The sequence below is a fragment of the Kitasatospora sp. NPDC023120 genome, from assembly GCF_055560835.1.
Window position 1 is genome coordinate 24,368 of sequence record NZ_JBVHHY010000034.1, and the last position, 16,262, is coordinate 40,629.

15 protein-coding genes are annotated in these 16,262 nt (G+C 72.3%); 13 read left to right on the top strand and 2 right to left on the bottom strand.

Translation table 11 applies throughout. From position 1 onward, the window contains the following. Window positions 1-61: 61 nt before the first annotated feature. Both ACZ3TI_RS35120 and ACZ3TI_RS35125 read right to left on the bottom strand, forming a co-directional pair. On the bottom strand, window positions 62-2,011 hold the full coding sequence (locus ACZ3TI_RS35120) for an alpha-amylase family protein (RefSeq protein WP_465733576.1): 1,950 nt from the start codon (window positions 2,009-2,011) through the stop codon (window positions 62-64). 219 nt (window positions 2,012-2,230) lie between these two features. Next, the gene (locus ACZ3TI_RS35125) at window positions 2,231-3,031 is read right to left on the bottom strand and encodes a FadR/GntR family transcriptional regulator (RefSeq protein ID WP_465733578.1); all 801 of its coding nucleotides are present in this window, start codon (window positions 3,029-3,031) and stop codon (window positions 2,231-2,233) included. Between the two features lie 359 nt (window positions 3,032-3,390). On the opposite strand from ACZ3TI_RS35125, the gene ACZ3TI_RS35130 reads away from it, so the two are divergent. From ACZ3TI_RS35130 to ACZ3TI_RS35190, 13 genes are all read left to right on the top strand, one after another. Next, on the top strand, window positions 3,391-4,806 hold the full coding sequence (locus ACZ3TI_RS35130; RefSeq protein ID WP_465733580.1) for an ABC transporter substrate-binding protein: 1,416 nt from the start codon (window positions 3,391-3,393) through the stop codon (window positions 4,804-4,806). Continuing rightward, window positions 4,803-5,711: a carbohydrate ABC transporter permease gene (locus tag ACZ3TI_RS35135; RefSeq protein ID WP_465733582.1), complete on the top strand. Its 909-nt coding sequence runs from the start codon at window positions 4,803-4,805 to the stop codon at window positions 5,709-5,711. The genes ACZ3TI_RS35130 and ACZ3TI_RS35135 overlap by 4 nt, the downstream gene beginning before the upstream one ends. Window positions 5,712-5,766: 55 nt before the next feature. Next, window positions 5,767-6,675 (top strand): carbohydrate ABC transporter permease, encoded by a 909-nt coding sequence (locus ACZ3TI_RS35140; RefSeq protein ID WP_465733584.1) that lies wholly within the window; start codon window positions 5,767-5,769, stop codon window positions 6,673-6,675. 35 nt (window positions 6,676-6,710) lie between these two features. Then, the gene (locus ACZ3TI_RS35145) at window positions 6,711-8,711 is read left to right on the top strand and encodes a DUF8034 domain-containing protein (protein WP_465733586.1); all 2,001 of its coding nucleotides are present in this window, start codon (window positions 6,711-6,713) and stop codon (window positions 8,709-8,711) included. After that, window positions 8,708-9,055: an L-rhamnose mutarotase gene (locus ACZ3TI_RS35150; protein WP_465733588.1), complete on the top strand. Its 348-nt coding sequence runs from the start codon at window positions 8,708-8,710 to the stop codon at window positions 9,053-9,055. Before ACZ3TI_RS35145 ends, ACZ3TI_RS35150 begins: the two co-directional genes overlap by 4 nt. Window positions 9,056-9,097: 42 nt before the next feature. Then, window positions 9,098-9,979 carry an amidohydrolase family protein gene (locus ACZ3TI_RS35155; RefSeq protein WP_465733590.1) on the top strand — a complete coding sequence of 294 codons (882 nt, stop codon included), beginning with the start codon at window positions 9,098-9,100 and terminating at the stop codon, window positions 9,977-9,979. A 107-nt stretch (window positions 9,980-10,086) separates the two neighbouring features. Next, window positions 10,087-11,130 carry a zinc-dependent alcohol dehydrogenase gene (locus ACZ3TI_RS35160; protein WP_465733592.1) on the top strand — a complete coding sequence of 348 codons (1,044 nt, stop codon included), beginning with the start codon at window positions 10,087-10,089 and terminating at the stop codon, window positions 11,128-11,130. Beyond that, a complete protein-coding gene (locus tag ACZ3TI_RS35165; RefSeq protein WP_465733594.1) occupies window positions 11,127-11,888 on the top strand; it encodes an SDR family oxidoreductase in 762 nt (253 codons plus the stop codon). Before ACZ3TI_RS35160 ends, ACZ3TI_RS35165 begins: the two co-directional genes overlap by 4 nt. Continuing rightward, window positions 11,885-12,526, top strand: coding sequence for a bifunctional 4-hydroxy-2-oxoglutarate aldolase/2-dehydro-3-deoxy-phosphogluconate aldolase (locus ACZ3TI_RS35170; RefSeq protein WP_465733596.1), 642 nt, complete (start codon window positions 11,885-11,887; stop codon window positions 12,524-12,526). Before ACZ3TI_RS35165 ends, ACZ3TI_RS35170 begins: the two co-directional genes overlap by 4 nt. Beyond that, window positions 12,523-13,560 carry a sugar kinase gene (locus ACZ3TI_RS35175; RefSeq protein ID WP_465733598.1) on the top strand — a complete coding sequence of 346 codons (1,038 nt, stop codon included), beginning with the start codon at window positions 12,523-12,525 and terminating at the stop codon, window positions 13,558-13,560. Before ACZ3TI_RS35170 ends, ACZ3TI_RS35175 begins: the two co-directional genes overlap by 4 nt. 43 nt (window positions 13,561-13,603) lie before the next feature. Next, the gene (locus ACZ3TI_RS35180) at window positions 13,604-14,455 is read left to right on the top strand and encodes a fumarylacetoacetate hydrolase family protein (RefSeq protein ID WP_465733600.1); all 852 of its coding nucleotides are present in this window, start codon (window positions 13,604-13,606) and stop codon (window positions 14,453-14,455) included. Between the two features lie 11 nt (window positions 14,456-14,466). Beyond that, window positions 14,467-15,228 (top strand): SDR family NAD(P)-dependent oxidoreductase, encoded by a 762-nt coding sequence (locus ACZ3TI_RS35185; protein WP_465733602.1) that lies wholly within the window; start codon window positions 14,467-14,469, stop codon window positions 15,226-15,228. After that, on the top strand, window positions 15,225-16,223 hold the full coding sequence (locus tag ACZ3TI_RS35190) for an aldo/keto reductase (protein ID WP_465733604.1): 999 nt from the start codon (window positions 15,225-15,227) through the stop codon (window positions 16,221-16,223). The genes ACZ3TI_RS35185 and ACZ3TI_RS35190 overlap by 4 nt, the downstream gene beginning before the upstream one ends. Window positions 16,224-16,262 lie beyond the last annotated feature (39 nt).

Here is a 16,262-nt window from a genome sequence, read left to right on the forward strand (position 1 = left end):
GCCGAGGGGCGCCCGGACCAAGGAGCGTCCCGGACCAGGGAGCGCGCCCCGGGACACGCGGTCAGTCGTGCTCGACCACGACCATCGCGTGCCCGTCCGGGGTGGTGACCCGCACGTGGACGTACTCGCCGTCGTGCCGCCAGAGCAGGTCCTGCCCCGCGGGCTGCAGCCGCACCGAGCGCGGCGCGTCCGCGAGCCGGACGGCGACGGGCACGTCGAGCAGCGGGAAGGGGTCGTGCACCAGGTCGAGCTCCGGCGTCTCGCGGGCCGGGACGAAGCTGATGAGCTGCACCACCGTGCCCGTGGCGGTGCGCTGCACGGTGGTCTCCAGATGGACCGGCCCGCCGGCCCGGACGAGCGGATCCGGGAGGAGCCGGTCCAGCGCGGCGCCGAGCAGCCGGCGGTACGCCTCCAGGCCGTGCTCGTGGAACGCCTCCAGCAGCGGGACGGTCACCACGGCCACCCCGTCGCCGACGACCACGGCCGCCTCGTCGGTCGGGCCGGCCGGGGGCGTGTAGGAGTGGCCGCAGAACCGGTCCCAGGATCGCGGGAAGTAGGGGGCCACCACCCGGGCCAGGACCTCGGTGCCGGGCAGCGCCCGGGCGCTCAGCCGGGCACCGTGGCTGATCACCGGGAAGTCCTCCGGGACGCCGGGCACGTTCTGGCAGGCGAGGAAGGACTCGCCGGCCGGAGCCGGTGCCAGGTCCTCGACCGGTAGGCCGGGGAGGGCGGGCTCGGTGCCGTTCCTGAGCAGGGCCGGACCGACCAGCAGCACCGCGCCGCCGCCCCGCCGGTAGGAGTCGAGGCGCTCGGCCAGGTCGTCGTCGACGGGAGTGCTCTCCGGCACCACGACGGCCCGGTACCCGCCCAGGTCGGCGGTCGGCGGGACCATGTCGAACTGCGCGCGGAGCTGCTGGAGCGCCCGGACGGCGCCGATGTTGGCGGCGCCCGGGTTGTCGCCGAGAGCGGGGTCGACCACGACGGCGACCTCGCTGACGACCCGGCCGCCCTCGAGGAACGGCTCGCACGCCGCGATGTGCCCGTAGGCCGAGCCGATCAGCTCGTACACCGCCCGCGAGGGTACGCCCCGCGGGTGCAGCACGTCACCGACGCCGCCGGTCAGGCCGTGGCTCAGCATCTGGCTGGTCTCGTAGCGCAGGGCCGCCCGGGGCTTGAGGGCGGCGTTGTCTCCCCAGCTCTCGTGGAAGCGCCCGGTGTGGCTGAGCACGGGCAGCCCGAGCGGGCGGACGAAGCGGGCCACGTACGGCAGGAAGGCGTAGCCCCAGCCGCCGGTGGGCAGACCCTCGATCTCGACGTGCCGCACGAAGCGCTGCTCCTCGGACAGCCCGGTCTTGGGCCGGCTGTTGTACCAGGCGCCCTGGACGGCGTCCGCCGGGAGGGCCTTCTCCACCATGGCGGAGTAGCGGGCCATGTAGCGCTTGGCCACGAGGTCGGCGTAGCGGTCGCGGTGGTCCGCGTCGGCCGGGTCGAGGCCCTCGCGGCGCATCCCGTCCACCGCCCAGCGGCTCACGCTCGGCTGGTTCCAGCACATGTCGATGAAGATCCCGTCGACCGGGGCGAAGCGGCGCAGCACCTCGTCCAGCTGGTCGGCGAAGTAGTCGGCGTACGGGCTGGACATGTCGAGGATGTGCCAGGCCGCCTCGAAGGCCGAGGCGCTCCAGCGGGCGAGCTTCAGGTCCTCGCCCTGGGCGATCCACTCGGGGTGCTCCCGGGCCGCGTACTCGTCGACCTGGAGGGACAGGTAGATCGGCGTGCGGATGCCCACGGCGTGCAGGGCCTCGACCTGTCCGGCCAGCAGGTCCAGGTCGGGGGCGAGGCCCGGGTGGCGCTCCGGCCGGTCGGTCCCGTAGTAGAGGTGACCGTGGTGGCACTTGGCGAAGAGGGTGACGCTGTCGACGTGGGCGTCCTGGAAGGCCCGGGCGAAGGTCACCGGGTCGAAGTCCCGTCCCACGTCGGGGATGTCGGGCCCGGTGTGGAAGTCCAGGTGCACGGTTCGCCGGGGGAAGCGGGCGCTCCTGTGAGCGCTAACATCTCCGAGAGTCATGGGACGGGTCTATCGGAGATGCGGTCATGGCGTCCAGAAGGTTCGCGGGACGAGCCGCGAAATCGCTTGTCAGGTCGGTGAATCCGCGAGGGGTATGGCGTCCGGCCCGGGGTCGGGTGATCCCGCCGCCGCCGAGACATGGGATCTCTTTCGGTGTTGGCGTGGCTATCCGAACAGGCGCCGCTGGATCTCCCGCCGGTAGTCCTCCAGCGTCCGGTCGAGGTGCGCCGCCGTGGCCGCCGCCGCCTCGTCGGGCCGGCCGTCGCGGATGGCCCGGTAGATCGCCTCGTGCTCCTCGACCGCGGCCCGGGTGCCCTCGCTGAGCATGTCGTGGATGCCGATGGCGCTCGACTGGCGCTGCAGCCGACGCGCGTCGCGCACGGCGCTGAGCAGGAAGGTGTTGTGCGCGGCAGTGGCGACGGCGTTGTGGAAGTCGTCGTCGGCCTGGTTGAACACCTCGACCTGGCCCTGGACGAACCCGTGGCGGCACTGCTGCGCGGCGACCTCGATCGTGCGCAGCTCGGCCGGGGTGGCGCGGGTGGCCGCGAGACTGCTGGCAGCCGTCTCCTGGACCTTGCGGAACTCGAAGAGCATGAGGACGTGGTCGATGTCGACGGGGCGGAAGAATCCGCCCCAGCGGCTGGTGATGAGCATGCCCTCGTCGTCCGCGACGAACAGGCCCCGCCCCTTGTGCGCCCGGACGCGGCCGAGCGCGGAGAGGATCTTCACGGCCTCCCGGACCACCGCCCTGCTGGTGTTCAGCGTGTGGGCCAGGTCGTGCTCGGTGGGCAGCCGGTCGCCCGGGACCAGGCGCATCTCGGCGATGTACTCCAGGATCTGCTCCGACACGATCTCGTACCCGGGCCGGTAGTCCCGGCGCTCACCGGCCGAGCCGTTCACCGCTGCCGCGGCAGCGGGAGAGGCCTGCGCGGGCAAGGCCGTGTCGGACGTGGGCGTGTCGTTCATCTGTCCTGCCTCCGGTGTGGCTGGCGCGAGGGGCGACTGGCTTTGGAGCTGGGTCATCATATCGCAGGACACTATGAGTACTACTCATTTGCCGAGGTCTGCGGGCTTGGGTCGGGGAATCAAAGGTGACAGAAGCGATGAAACGCCTCTTGTGAGCGCCATCATGGCCGTCCGCCCGGCCAGAACTGTTCTGGATGAGGTTGTGAGAACTCTTGACGAACCTTTCGATAGGGCGGCTAATTAATCCCCCGAGGGCGGCAGTGAACGGCAGCCTTCGGCATCGACGCCAGAGCGGGACGGCCGGCGTCGCCCCACCCCCACCTCCCGACCCGTTCGGGGCCTCTGCAGTGGAGTCGCGCATGACCGTCAACACGCCACCGACCGTCAACACGCCACCGACCGTCAACACGCCACCGACCGTCAACAAGCCTCCGACCGGCGAGGACACCGTGCCCGGCAGGAGACGATTCGTGCTGCTGGCCGCCTGCACGGCCGCCCTGGCCCTGGCCTTGGCCGCCTGCAGCAGCAGTTCTCCCGGCAAGACCACCAAGGACGGCTTCGCCCAGGCGGCGCAGCGCGACGGAGCCCTCACCGTCTGGGTCGACGCAACCCGGCTGGCCGCCGCCAAGCAGTACCAGGAGCTGCACCCGGAGGTGAAGTTGGACATCGTCTCCTACGACGGTGACGCCAACGGGTCCAACTACCTCCAGACCAAGGTCCAGCTCTTCAACCGGACCGGCAAGGGCTGGCCCGACGTCGTCTTCAGCTCACAGAACAACGAAGCCTCCTGGGCGGTCGACGCGGGCTTCGCCGCGCCGCTCGACAAGGGTCTGATCCCGGTGGACACCCTGTCCGGCTTCGCCAAGGGTGCCAACGACGTCTGTACCGTCAACGGCACCGTCTACTGCCTGCGCAACGACCTCTCGCAGGCGGTGCTCTGGTACAACGCGCCGCTGATGCAGCAGTTCGGCTACACCGTCCCGAAGACCTGGGAGGAGTACCAGCAGCTCGGCGAGAAGGTGGCCGCCGAGCATCCCGGCTATCTGGTGGGCGACGCGGGCGACTCCTTCGCCCCCGAGATCTACCTCTGGGCGAGCAAGTGCGGGGCCAACAGGATCACCGGTCCCAAGGCCGTGTCGGTGAACACCACCAGTGCGAACTGCACCAAGATGGCCACCCTCCTGGACGGGCTGATCAAGAACAAGTCCATGTCCATCAGCGGGGTCTTCAGCACCGACTTCGCCAAGAACGAGGCCGACAGGATCCTCCTCATGCCCGGCCCGGCGTGGTTCGGCGGCGCGGTGCTCAAGGACACCCTCAAGACCCCGGAGAAGACGATCGCGGTGGCCCCGATCCCCCAGTGGCAGGGCGACACCGAGCCCGCCACCGGCAACGTCGGCGGCGGCACCTGGCTGGTGTCCCAGCACTCCACCCACCTCAAGGCGGCCACCGACTTCCTGAAGTGGGTCACCACCGACAACGCCTACCAGGGCGCGAAGGCCCCCGGATTCCCGGCGTACGCGCCCGCCGCCGAGAACTGGCTGAAGGCCCAGAGCGCCTCCGGTTACTTCGTCGGGGACCTCGGTGCGCTCAAGGACGCCGCCTCCCAGGTGTGGTCGGGCTGGGGATCGAGTCAGTTCAGTCAGGAGGGGATCTGGGCCGCCACGGTCAAGCCCGGCCTGACCCAGGGGCAGACCATCACCTCCCTCCTCCCCGCCTGGCAGGACTCGATCGTCAAGCATGCCCAGTCCTTCGGATACCAGGTCTCCCAGTGACCGTCACCTCCTCCTCGGTCGGCTCCGGCCGGCGCCGCAACGGTGCCGCCCGGAGCCGGGCCGGCCTCGCGTTCGTCGCCGGCTACGCACTGCTGCTGGTCGCCTTCGGCGTCCTCCCGACCGGCTACGCGATCTACTTCGCGTTCACCGACGCCGGGGGCTCGTTCACCGGCTTCGCCAACTTCGTCTCCACGGCACAGGACTTCCGCTTCGTGGACGCGATCGGCCACGTGGCGCTCTACCTCCTGTTCTGGCTCGTCTCGCTGGTGGTGTTCGTGGTCGGGCTGGCGCTGCTGCTGCACCGCCTGTCCTCGGGGCCGATCAGCCGCACGCTGCGCTTCCTCTACTACATCCCCGGGGCACTGGCGGGCGCCGCGAGCGTGCTGGTGTGGCTGTTCATGCTCGACCCGACGGTGAGTCCGGTCGGTTCGCTGCTGGGGGTGCTGGGTTTCGACACCTTCGGCCAGGTCATCGCGCCCGGCAACCTCCCGGTACTGTTCACCGCCATCGCCTTCTGGACCGGGGCGGGCGGCTGGATCGTCGTGATGTACGGCGCGCTCAACAACATCCCGCAGGACGTCCTGGAGGCCGCGCGGATCGACGGCGCGGGTGCCTGGCAGACCGCCTGGCACGTGCAGATCCCCATGCTCCGCAAGTGGATCGTCTACATGGTGATCCTCGCCTTCGCGGGCGGCGCGCAACTCTTCGTCGAGCCGCAGCTGCTCTCCCTCGCCAGCGTGGGCGTCGCCGGTCGCGACTACTCGCTCAACCAGCTGACCTACGACTTCGCCTTCCAGATGAACGACGTCAACGGCGCCGCCGCGGTCTCGATGGAGCTCCTGGTGGTCAGCGTGTCGGTCGCCGGCGTGTTCGTCGCACGGTCGGGGTTCTTCGATGCCGACTGAGACCGCTGCCACCCCGGCAACCGCCCACGCACCCACGGAACGGGAGCCGAACGTCATGAGCCGAGCTCCGCACCGGGCGCCGCGACGGGCACCCGGCGCCGTACGGAACACCTCGTACCGGCTGCTGACCGGCTCCGTCCTGGCGGTGTTCGTCGCGTTCTTCGTGCTGCCGGTGCTCTGGCTCGTCCTCGCGGCGACCAAGACCGACCGGCAGCTGGTCCACGACCACCCGCTGTCCTTCGGCTCCTGGCAGGCGCTCAAGGCCAACTGGGACGCGCTGTCGGCCTTCCAGGACGGCGCGATCCTGCAGTGGCTCGGCAACTCCGCCCTGTACGCGGTGATCTCCCTGGTCATCACCCTGTGCGTGTCGGTGCCGGCGGGGTACGCGCTGGCCATGACCGAGTTCCGAGGCCGGCGCCTGCTGCTGGTCTCGACCCTGGTCGTGATGCTGATGCCGAGCGCCACGCTGGTCGTGCCGCTGTTCCTGGAGGTCAACGCGGCGCACCTGATCGGCACCATGTGGTCGATCGTCCTGCCGTACGCGTTCTACCCGTTCGGGGTGTACCTGACCTACATCTACTTCACCACCGCGGTGCCCAGGGACCTGCTGGCGGCCGCGCGGATGGACGGCTGCTCCGAGCTCGGCGTGTTCCGCCACGTGGCGCTGCCGCTGGCGACCCCGGTCATCGCGCTCGTGGGCTTCTTCAGCTTCGTCGCCAACTGGACCAACTACTTCCTGCCCTACGTGATGCTCCCCCAGGACGACCAGATGCCCGTCCAGGTGGGCGTCGGCAACCTGCTCAGCAGCGTGCCGCAGTTCAACCCGACCGCCGGATCGCTCGCGATCGAGCGCCCGCAGCTGGCCCTCGCGACGCTGGTGGCCATCACGCCCGTCCTGGTCGTCTTCCTCTTCGCCCAGCGCTTCCTGGTCAGCGGGATGCTCGCCGGCGCCACCAAGGAATGACGCCCGTGCCGTCACCCCGATCGGAGATCCTCCCCATGGCCACCAGTTCCACCGACCGTTCCCCGGGCGAGGACGCCGCGGCCACCCCGGCCGAGATCCGGGCCTCGGTACCGCTGCTCGAACCGCCCGGCTGGGCGCCCGCGCAGCGCGCCCTGTTCGACCTGCTCGACCACGGCTGGCGCCGCTTCGCCCGCGACTTCACCGGCCCGGACGGCCGGCTGAACTACACCGGCCGGCTGACCACCCGCGACGGCGTGGACGACTTCTACGAGGTGTTCTTCAACTGGCCGCAGCTCTACCTCCTCGGCGGCGCCGACGACCTCCTGGGCGCCAGTGAGAAGCACTGGGAGGGCGTGACCAGGCACCTCACCGAACTGGACATGCTCCGCGACGAGTACGAGCGGGGCTACGACTGGTTCCACCAGGGCGAGAGCCTGCTGCTGCTCTACTTCCTGTGCATGGCCGACCCCGAGCGCTGGTCGGAGCGCGCGCTGCGGTTCGCCGAGCTGTACGTCGACCCGGCCCACGGCAACTACGACCCCGCGCACCGCATCGTCACCCGCCCACACAACGGCAGCGACCCCGACCGGCGGGGCGTGTCCGACGGTGACGTCTACCCGTGGCTGCAGAAGGAGGCGGACACCTACGGCTACCCGCTCGAATGGCTCCCCGAGGCGCAGGACGGCCCGTACCCGCTCTCGGCGGACCCGCGGCTGGGCGCCCGGATGCGCGAGCGCATCGGAGTCGGCGACACCGCAGTCAACCTCGCCGTGGCCGGGCTGGTCCTCAACGCCTGGATCCTGTCCGGCGAGCAGCGCTACCGCGACTGGATCGTCGAGTACGTCGGCGCCTGGCGCGAGCGCACCGAGGCCAACGGCGGTCTGATCCCGGACAACGTCGGCCCGGACGGCGTCGTCGGCAGCCGGCTCGAAGGGCGCTGGTACGGCGGCCACTACGGCTGGTCCTGGCCGCACGGCTGGCACAGCGTGGGCCACGCGGCCTGCGTGGCGGCGCTCGCCGCCGCGGTCAGCACCGGGGAGGACGACTACCTCGCGATGGTCGGGACCTCGCTCGACGAGATCATCTCCCGGGCGAAGGTGATGCCCTTCACCGAGGCGGACTCCAGCCTGCAGTCCAAGTGGGCGGTCGAACTCGGCCCGGACCGCGACCGGCCGACGCTCCACCTCCCGTTCCGGCGCAACGACGCGGGCTGGTTCGACTACAACCCGGTCACCCTGCCGGTGCCGATGGCGCTGTGGCACCACACCGCCTCGGACGCCGACCGCGCCCGCATCGAGCGGCTGCGCGAAGCGGACGAGCTCGACTGGACCACCGTGCGGTCGTTCCGGGCCAAGGAGGAGTCCGGGCACGAGAAGGCGTGGTTCGCGTTCCTCGCCGGCGACGACCCCGACTACCCCGAGCGGATCCTCGCCGCCGCCCAGGCGCAGGTCCGCCACCGGCTGCGGCGGATCGACCGCTACCGCGACCTGGAGGTGGAGGAGGCCGACATCCACGTCTGGCAGCAGTGCAACCCGGTGGCCACCGAGGCCCTCGTCCAGCTGACCTGGGGCGGCCCCCAGGTGCTCTACAACGGCGGCCTCCAGCAGGCCCGGCTGCGCTACCACGACGCCGAGGCCCGCCGGGCGGGGCTGCCGCAGGACGTGGCCGCCCTGGTCACCTCCATCGACCCCGAGGCGACCACCGTCGAGCTGGTGAACCTCTCGCCAGAAAAAGATCGGACGATTATCATTCAGGCGGGTGCCTTCGCTGAGCACAGCATCACCTCGGTCCGGTACACGACGTGCACGGACGAGGGCTGGATCGGCGACATGTACGACTACGGCCACACCGAGCCGATGGTCGGCGAGTCGGAAACAGCCGTCAACGGCGCCCACCTGACGGTGCGGATGCCAGCGTCCACCCGGATCCGGCTGACGCTCCGGCTGGAGCTGCGCACCCGTACCCCCAGCTATCGTTCGCCCTTCGGCGCCCCGTCCGACGTGTCGAACGCCGAAACATCGGAGGAATCTGCATGAGGCGCTTCGCTCAGACCATCAGGCTCCGCCCCGAACACCGGGAGAAGTACCTGGAGCTCCACTCCGCCGTCTGGCCCGGAGTCGAGGCGGCCCTCCACCGGGCGCGGATCCGCAACTACAGCATCTACCTCCACGGCGACGTGCTGTTCGCCTACTTCGAGTACCACGGCGAGGACTTCGACGCCGACATGGCGGAGCTCGAGGCCGACCCGGTGACCCAGGAGTGGTGGACGCACACCGACCCCTGCCAGGAGCCCTGGCCCGACCGGGGCGAATCCCGCCAGTGGACCGAACTCCCCGAGGTCTGGCACCTGAGCGAACCCGGCGCCGCCACCGCCGGCTGACCCGACCCCACGCCGGACCGACCACCCGAACCGGAGCCGCCCGTGACCTCCCCGCCACCCCCCGGACTCATCGACGCCCACCACCACCTGTGGGACCTCGCCCGACGCCCGCAAGCCTGGCTCGACGACCCCGATCTCACCTCGATCCGCCGGACGTTCACCCCCGACGACCTGCGCTCCACCGCCACCCGGGAGGTGGCCGGCCGCCGGCTGCGCGGCACGGTCGTCGTGCAGTGCATCCCGGACGTGCCCGAGACCGAGGACCTGCTCGCGCTCGCCGCGCGGGACCCGCTGATCGACGCCGTGGTCGGCTGGGCGGACCTCACGTCCCCCGCGATCGGTGACGAGCTCGACCGGCTGCTCGCCGGACCGGGCGGCGGCCACCTCCGCTCGCTGCGCCACCTGGTCCAGGGCGAGTCGGACCCGCACTGGCTGCAACGCCCCGACGTCGAACGCGGCTTGGCGGCGCTCGGGGAACGCGGGCTGGGCTACGACGTGCTCGTCCGCAGCCACCAGCTCGACCAGGCGATCCGGCTGGCCGAACGCTTCCCGCAGCTGCCCCAGGTGCTCGACCACGCCGGCAAACCGGACATCGCCGGCGGCGAACTGGAGAGCTGGGAAGGCCGGTTGCGCCGGCTGGCCGAGCACCCCCAGGTGGTCTGCAAGGTCTCGGGACTGATCACCGAGGCCGACCACGCCACCTGGACCACCGCCGACCTCCGCCCGGTCTGGGACGTCCTGCTGAGCGCCTTCGGTACCGACCGGTTGATGTTCGGCTCGGACTGGCCGGTGGCGAACCTCGCGGGCGGCTGGAACCGCTGGGCCGCCACCGTGGACGAACTGCTCGACGGGTGTTCCGCCGACGAGACGTCGGCGATCCTCGCGGGCACCGCGACCGGCTTCTACCGCCTTGCCCGTACCTGACCCGCCCGCACCGACCCCGTCCGCACCGACCCCGCCCGCACCGACCCCACCCGCACCGAACCCACCAGCACCGAACCCACCCGTTCCGAAGGGACCCGGGAACCACGATGACGCTTGCTGTGCGATACACGGCCGCCCGCACGCTGGACACCGCTCCGGTCGAACCGTCCGAGCCCGGCCCCGGGGAGGTGCTGCTGGCTCCCGCGTACGTCGGGATCTGCGGCACCGACCTGCACATCTTCCACGGAGACATGGACGCCCGGGTCGCCGCCCCTGCCGTCCTGGGCCATGAGATGTCCGGCCGCGTGGTCCGGGTCGGGCCAGGGGTGGAGGGGTGGCGGCCCGGGGACGCCGTGACGGTGATGCCGCTGCGCTGGGACGGCACCTGTCCGGCCTGTCTGAGCGGCTACCGGCATGTCTGCCAGAACCTGGACTTCATCGGCATCGACTCGCCGGGGGCGATGCAGCAGCGCTGGACGGTCCCGGCCGACACGCTGATCCGGCTGCCGGAGTCCCTCGCGCTGGACCGGGCCGCGCTGGTGGAGCCCACCGCCGTGGCCGTACACGATGTCGGGCGGGCCCAGGTGCTGGCGGGGGAGCGGGTCGTCGTCGTGGGCGGCGGCCCGGTCGGGATCCTGATCGCGCTGGTGGCGCGGGCGGCCGGGGCCGAGGTCCGGGTGGTGGAGCCGAGCGCCCACCGCCGGAAGCTGGCCGAGGAGTCGGGCCTCGCCACCTGGGACCCGGCGGCCGAGGACGTCGTCGAGGCGGTGCGGGAGTGGACCGGCGGCGCCGGCGCGGACGTCGCGTTCGAGGTGTCCGGTGCGGCGGCCGGGGTCGACACGGCGGTGGAGGTGCTGGGGGTGCGCGGCCGGCTGTGCCTGGTGGCGATCCACCCCCGGCCCCGGGAGGTGAACCTGCACCGCTTCTTCTGGCGCGAACTCACCCTGGTGGGCGCCCGGTTGTACGACCGCTGCGACTTCGAGCGGGCGGTGGCGCTGGTCGCCGACGGCACGATCCCGGCCGAGCGGCTGATCAGCAAGGTCGTACCGCTCACCGAGGCACCCGCGGCCTTCGAGGCCCTGGAGGGCGGCGGCGACGTGATGAAGATCCTGGTCGACTGCACCGGCGACACCCAGGAGGTCACAGCGTGAACGCCTTCGACCTGACCGGCAGGCTCGCCGTCGTCACCGGCGCCCGGCGGGGCATCGGCCGGGCCATGGCCCGCGCCCTGGCGGAGGCCGGCGCGGACGTCATCGGCGTCAGCGCCACCCTGGAGGAGAGCGGCAGCGAGGTGGAGAAGGACGTCCTGGCCGCCGGCCGCACCTTCGAGGCGCTGCGCACCGACTTCGCCGACCCGGGCGCGGTGCGCGCCCTGGGCGCGGACCTCGCGGTCCGCGAGCGGCCGGTGGACATCCTGGTCAACAACGCCGGCACCATCCGCCGCGCCCCCGCCGCCGAACATCCGGACGAGGACTGGGACCTGGTGCTCCAGGTCAACCTGAGCGCGCAGTTCGCGCTGGCCCGGGCGGTGGGCGGCGCGATGGTGGCCCGGGGCCGGGGCAAGGTCATCTTCACGGCCTCGCTCCTCAGCTTCCAAGGCGGCATCACGGTGCCCGGGTACACCGCGGCCAAGCACGGGGTCGCCGGTCTGACCAAGGCGCTGGCCAACGAGTGGGCCGGGCGCGGCGTCAACGTCAACGCCATCGCACCGGGCTACATCGCCACCGACAACACCGCGGCGCTGCAGGCCGATCCGGTGCGCAACACGGCGATCCTGGAGCGGATCCCGGCCGGTCGCTGGGGCCGGGCCGAGGACCTGGCCGGCGCCACCGTCTTCCTGGCCTCGGACGCCGCCGCCTACGTCCACGGCACCGTCCTGCCCGTCGACGGCGGATGGCTGGGCCGATGACCGCCGACCTGACCGCCGACCTGGCCACCGTCCTGGCCGGCGCCCGCGTGATGCCGGTGCTGACCGTGCGCGAACCCGCCACCGCCGACCCGCTGGCCGAGGCGCTCGCCGCGGGCGGCGCCCGGTGCGCGGAGGTCACCTTCCGCACCCCGGCCGCCGAACAGGTGCTCAAGGCGATGGCGGCCCACGGCGGCCTGACCGTCGGTGCGGGCACTGTGCTCACCGCCGAGCAGGCGGAACGCGCGGTGGCGGCCGGGGCCCGGTTCGTCGTCTCTCCCGGCCTGGACGAGGACGTCGTGGCCAGGTGCCGGGAGTCGGGCGTGCCCGTGGTGCCCGGCATCGCCACCGCCACCGAGCTGATGCGGGCCCTGCGCGCGGGCATCACCACCGTCAAGCTCTTCCCCGCCGAGCCCCTCGGCGGCCTGCCCGCCCTCCGCGCGCTCGCCGCGCCCTTCCCGCACGTGCGGTTCGTCCCGACCGGCGGGATCGGCCCCGGCGGGCTGACCGGCTACCTCGCCGAGCCCGCGGTCCTCGCCGTCGGCGGCAGCTGGATGGCCACGCCCGCGCATCTGGACACCGGCGCCTACACCGAGATCCGCCGGCTGACGGCCCAGGCCGTGGAAGCGGGTGCGCCGTGACGGAGGTGGTGGCGCTCGGCGAGGTCATGCTGCGGTTCGACCCGGGGGAGGGGCGGATCAGCACCGCCCGGACCTTCCGCGTGTGGGAAGGCGGCGGCGAGTACAACGTCGCCCGCGCGCTGCGCCGCTGCTTCGGGCGGCGGACGGCCGTCGTCACCGCGCTCGCCGACAACGCGGTGGGCCGGCTCGTCGAGGACCTCATCCTGCAGGGCGGTGTCGACACGTCGCTGATCCGCTGGGTGGCCGACGACGGCATCGGCCGCTCCGCCCGCAACGGTCTCAACTTCGTCGAGCGGGGCTTCGGCATCCGCGGCGCCCTCGGGGTCAGCGACCGTGCCCACACGGCCGCCTCCCAGCTGCGCACCGGGGACGTCGACTGGGACGCGGTCTTCGCCGCGGGGGTGCGCTGGCTCCACACCGGCGGCATCTTCGCCGGCCTGTCCGACACCACCGCCGACGTCGCCGAGGAGGCGATGACGGCGGCCCGCCGCCACGGCCTCACCGTCTCCTACGACCCCAACTACCGCCCGAGCCTGTGGGCCGACCGCGGCGGACCGCAGCGGGCCCGCGAGACCGACCTGCGGCTCGCCCGGCACGCCGACGTCATCGTCGGTGCCCTGGGGCTCGCGGGCAGCCACCCCGGGGCCGACCGCTTCGGCGCCGACGAGGTGCCCGACGCGCTCGCCTCGGTGGCCGGCCTGCTCCCCGGGGCGCGGGTGCTGGCGACGACCCTGCGCGAGGTCCCCTCGGCGGGGGTGAACGACTGGACCTCGGCCGCGTGGTCGGCCGAGACCGGTCACGTCACCGGCCCCTCGATGCCCGGACTGCACGTCCTGGACCGCATCGGCTCCGGCGACGGCTTCGCCGCCGGGCTCATCCACGGCCTGCTCGCCGAGGCCGGTCTGGAACGCGCCCTGGCGTACGGCACGGCCCTCGGCGCCCTCACCATGACCACGCCCGGAGACGTCGCCATGGCCTCGCTCGCCGAGGTCGAGGCACTGCTCGCGGGCGCCTCCGCCGCCGTCAGACGCTGACCGGCGCCCACATTCCGTATTCCGCTGTCTAGTTGGGAGTCCCATGAAACTGCTTCGGATCGGCGAATCGGGATCGGAGATCCCGGCGGTCCTCGCCGAGGGCGGCCGCGTGTTCGCGCTGTCGGAGCTGACCGGCGACATCGACGGGGAGTTCCTCGCCTCGGGCGGGATCGACAGGGTCCGTGCCGCCCTGGCCGAGGGCTCGCTTCCCGCGGTGGACACGGCGGGACTGCGGGTCGGCGCGCCCGTCGCCCGCCCGGGCAAGGTGGTGTGCATCGGCCTCAACTACCGCGACCACGCCGAGGAGACCGGCGCCGCCGTGCCCGAGCGGCCGGTGGTGTTCCTGAAGGACCCGTCCACCGTGGTCGGCCCGTACGACCCGGTGCTGATCCCGCGCGGCTCGGTGAAGACCGACTGGGAGGTGGAACTCGCGGTGGTGATCGGCCGCGAGGCCCGCTACCTGGCCGGCCCGGACGTGGCACCGGCGCACATCGCCGGGTACTCGATCAGCAACGACGTCTCGGAGCGGGAGTTCCAGCTGGAGTACTCCGCGCAGTGGGACCTCGGCAAGTCCTGCGAGACCTTCAACCCCCTCGGTCCCTGGCTGGTCACCCCCGACGAGGCGGGCGACCCGGGGGCGCTCGGGCTGCACCTGGCCGTCAACGGCGAGACGAAGCAGAGCGGCCACACCAAGGACATGGTCTTCGACGTCGCCCACCTGGTCTGGTACCTGAGCCAGTTCATGGTGCTGCGCCCCGGTGACGTCATCAACACCGGCACCCCGGCCGGCGTGGCCCTCGGCCTGCCCGGCACCCCCTTCCTGCGCGAGGGCGACACCGTCGAGCTGTCCATCGACGGCCTCGGCACCCAGCGCCAGACCTTCGTCAACGCGTGAAGGGCGCCGGCATGACGAAGGATCTCGAAGGCCTCTCGGCCATGGTCACCGGCGGCGCGTCCGGGATCGGCCTGGCCACCGCGACCCTGCTCGCCGAACGCGGCGCGCGGGTGGCCGTCCTCGACCTCGACCCCGGTTCCGTGCCGGAGCCCCTGCTGGGCTTCTCCACCGACGTCACCGACGACGCCTCCGTGCGCACCACCGTCCAGTCGGCCGCCCGTGTCCTCGGCGGGATCGACATCCTGGTCAACAACGCCGGGATCGGCGCGGTCGGGACGGTGGCGGACAACCCGGACGAGCAGTGGCAGCGCGTGCTGGACGTGAACCTGCTCGGGGTGGTCCGCACCACCCGGGCCGCGCTGCCGTACCTGCGCCGCTCCGCCCACGCCTCGGTGGTCAACCTCGGCTCGATCGTGATCACGACGGGTCTGCCGCAGCGCGCGCTGTACGCGGCCAGCAAGGGCGCGGTCCTGGCCCTGACCCTGTCCATGGCCGCCGACCACGTCCGCGAGGGCATCCGCTTCAACTGCGTCAGCCCCGGCACGGTCGACACCCCCTGGGTCGGCCGGCTGCTCGACGCCGCCGACGAGCCCGCCGCCGAACGCGCCGCCCTGAACGCCCGCCAGCCCCACGGCCGCCTCGTCACCCCCGAGGAGGTGGCCGCCGCCATCGCCTACCTCGCCTCCCCGGCCGCCGCGAGCACCACCGGGACGGTCCTGCAGGTCGACGGCGGCATGGCCAACCTGCGCCTGCGGGCGGAGGCCACGCGGTGAGCCCGCGCCTGCGGCCGCTGGGCCGGACCAAGGTGACGGTCAGCGAGCTCGCCTTCGGCGCGGCGGGCATCGGCAACCTGTTCACGCCGGTGACGGACGAGCAGGCGCGGGAGGCCGTCGACGCCGCCTGGGAATCGGGCGTGCGATATTTCGACACCGCCCCGCACTACGGACTGGGCCTGTCCGAGCGGCGGCTCGGACAGGCCCTGCGGGGCCGCCCCCGCGACGAGTACACGATCTCCACCAAGGTCGGCCGACTGCTGCGCCCGGCCCCCGAACCCCACGGCGACGACCTCGCCGACGGCTTCGCCGTGCCCGCCACCCACCAACGGGTCTGGGACTTCAGCGCCGTGGGCGTGCGCCGCTCGATCGAGGACAGCCTGGAACGGCTCGGCCTGGACCGGATCGACATCGCCTACCTCCACGACCCCGACGACCACGCCGAGCAGGCCCTCACCGAGGCGTACCCGGAACTGGAACGCCTGCGCACCGAAGGGGTGGTCGGCGCCATCGGCGTCGGCATGAACCAGGCCGAGCTGCCCGCCCGGTTCGTCCGCGAGACCGACGTCGACGCCGTCCTGCTGGCCGGCCGCTACAGCCTGCTCGACCAGCGGGGCCTCGCCGAACTGCTGCCGCTGGCCGCCGAACACGGCGTAGGAGTCGTCATCGGCGGGGTCTTCAACTCCGGCCTGCTCGCCGACCCGAAGCCCGGCGCCACCTACGACTACACCGCCGCCCCCGCCGAACTCATCGACCGGGCAATGCGGTTGAAGGACGTGTGCGAGAACCACGGCGTGCCACTGCGGGCCGCAGCGCTCCGTTTCCCCTTCGGGCACCCCTCCGTCGCGTCGGTCCTCGTCGGCACCCGCAACGCCACCGAGGTCCGGGACGCCGCCGCCATGCTCCGCCACCGCGTCCCGGACACGCTCTGGGCGGGGCTCAAGGAACGCGGGCTGCTGCCGCCGGGCGTCCCCACCCCGCAGGAGGAGCACTGATGCGCGTCGCCGTGCACGGCCCCCGCACCCTGGACGTCA